We start from the raw sequence: 2,648 nt of genomic DNA on the forward strand, positions 1-2,648 counted from the left end.
GCTCCCAAGGAAATGAGATATTTCAGGATTTCATGAGAGATTAAAACCAGGATTTTTACTTGAAGCTTTCTTCTCCGCCTGGAGATCGTCGAAAAGTGAGGGGTTCTTGTCTTAAGTCCACAAGCCTCCCTCAAGTCTTTGTCCCACTTTAGGCAACGGGCAATGCTCCTTGTATGGCGCAAGTTTTTATCAAAGCGCTTAACCAATTCTATCTTTAGAATCTGAGCATCGGTGTAGACTCTCGGTCTCCCTCTCTTTCTCGCCCTCTCCTCGATCAAGTGAAAACTGAATCGGTCAAGTAAAAATAGGATAGGCTTTAAGTAAGGTGTGCTGTAGACGCTAGTGCTATGATTTGCTACAATCAGCTTGTTCATCCTCCCTTGCTTGGTTTGGTTGGTTTTCGCTAAACCAAATCCTACCATGCTTTGGGGGATGAACCATTATTTACTTTTCAAGGAACTATTTTTGCAACACCCTATTTTTCCTTTAAAAATCATATGTGCTAAAATTTTAACGAGTTTTAGCGGGAGCATCAATGACGAAAGGAACTGGAGTTTTATTCATTTTTATAGGAATTATGGTCATTTTGTCGTCGACTACATTTTTCCTCATCAGTCGCAGCCCAACTGGGTCAGCAACCGAGTATTTTCAAAAGGGAGAAGCCTTTTTTGCGCAACAAAAATGGGACCAAGCCATAGAAGAATACACTAAAGCGATTGCACTCGATTCCCAATTCGTACAAGCGTATAGAAAACGGGCAAAAGCCTACAATAATAAGGAAGATATCGATGCCGCAATCTCAGATTACAACAAAATAATTGAGTTAGATTCCAAAAACTCAAATAATTATCTGGAGCTAGCTTCGCTCCACCTTTCACGGGGAAACAACAGCTCAGCGATTACCACCCTCAAAAAGGCAATTAAAATAGACCTCAAAAATCCCTTTGTCTTTCAGAGAGCCGGGGATATTTACGTTGCCATGGGGCGACATCCAGATGCTGTGGCTTCCTACAGCAAAGCCATAAATTTATCCCCATCCCTTGCGGGTCCTTACATAAGTCGGGCTAATCTTTATTCCAGAATAGGAAAATATGATAAGGCTTTAGCTGACTATACCCAGTCCATCCAAGTTGATCCCAATAATGAGGAAGCTTATTTAAACCGAGGAAACTTTTATGCCCAGAGAAAATCTTATGACCTAGCAATGTCCGACTACGATAAAGCCATTCAACTAAATGCCAAGTTCTATGAGGCATACCTAGAACGAGGCAATTTGCACCAAACTTTAGGAGATTCTGAAAAAGCAATCGCCGATCTCACTATGGCTATTCGAATCAACCCAAAACGAATAGAGGCTTATGGGGCTCGGGCTAATATATATGCCTCCGAAAATATGAAGACCCAGGCAATAAACGACTACCTAAAAATGATTTCACTCACGACCGACAAGAATTTAATCGACCAACTGAAACAGAAAATCAAAGAACTGAGAGAATAAACCTTTTCCTTCTCCAATCCCAAACCAGATATCCAACACAACCAAGAAATGTTAACCCTGAGATCATCAGGCCCAAATAGAACAGGCTCTGTGGCCAGAAGTAGAGAGTAATAGCAAACTTTCCATCTCCATCCTTATCCACTTTAGTGGGGTCTATATACCAAGCGTTGGCATACCCATTGACCAAGAAATGATTATCATCAGAGATCGGCTTGGCAAACAAATAAGAAATATCACCAGGAATAAAACTCATTTCATGCCTCGCCTCTCTTACCCCCAATTTCGGATACTCCGCCACAATCTCATCTCCCATCTCCCGACTCCCGACTCCCGACTTCACGTAGGCTTTCCATTGCGGATGATAAGATTCTGAGAAAACCAAAAAGAAAGGTTGAGAAGCATTTTCTACACTTACAACATATTTTGTGGGATTAATTTTTTTGAAGGCTATCATAGGTGGCGGATTTGCTGCCGGCTTACCCTTCCGCAGCACAATATAAGCTCGTTCTACTGGGGTATCTTTACCTTTTTTATCCACCGCATAAAGAGACAATCTGTGCCCGCCCCTTTTAAAGCTGAAATCCCCCAGCGAAACCCAACCATCTGATCTAAAAACAGGCGTCTTTGAAACAATGGATCCGTCGACTTTTAAAGAGAAAACTCTCGAATCCCTATTTTTTAGTTCATCTTCAGCTTTCACCAAAACCTCATATTCACCATTCTCCGGCACCACATAGTTGTCCACTGTATATTCTTTGCCCTTGGATTTCACAATTGCCGGCGTATTGGTCACTAATTTTTCACTTGATTTGCTTAAGATAAATCTCCTTTGCTTATTTTCCAGAAACCTTTGAAAGAAAATCCCATTCGTTGTTTGAAAATCATCAAGAGTAACCAAGGAGGGCAAATCATTAATTCCACCTACAACAGTCGCAAGAGTGGTGGCGGGATAGATGTGAGGGAGGAAGTATTCATCAGAGAGTTTGTAGAGGTCAAGTTTGCCGAAAGAACGAACAAAAGGTACACCTAATCGTTTTAATAGTAATTTAAGTTCTTGTTGTGATATTAATTTTTTGGTACTCTTCCAGTCGTAATTTCCATGAATAATATCAACATCATTTTGAATAACAATGTATTTGATTCCAAAAAA

General features: G+C 40.7%; 3 protein-coding genes. 1 reads left to right on the forward strand and 2 read right to left on the reverse strand.

Annotated features, from left to right (window positions below):
* A partial coding sequence (locus AB1466_01710; protein MEW6188817.1) for a transposase occupies positions 1-374 on the reverse strand: 374 nt, incomplete at its 3' end.
* 161 nt (positions 375-535) lie between these two features.
* Between AB1466_01710 and AB1466_01715 the strand changes: the two genes are divergently transcribed.
* A complete protein-coding gene (locus AB1466_01715) occupies positions 536-1,498 on the forward strand; it encodes a tetratricopeptide repeat protein (protein MEW6188818.1) in 963 nt (320 codons plus the stop codon).
* On the opposite strand, the gene AB1466_01720 is transcribed toward AB1466_01715, so the two are convergent.
* Positions 1,479-2,648, reverse strand: a 1,170-nt coding sequence (locus AB1466_01720) for a hypothetical protein (GenBank protein ID MEW6188819.1), incomplete at its 5' end; no start/stop codon positions are given. The two genes, AB1466_01715 and AB1466_01720, sit on opposite strands and share 20 nt — an antisense overlap.

The sequence above is a fragment of the Actinomycetota bacterium genome (assembly GCA_040755895.1).
Classification (GTDB): Bacteria; Actinomycetota; Aquicultoria; order Subteraquimicrobiales; family Subteraquimicrobiaceae; genus Subteraquimicrobium.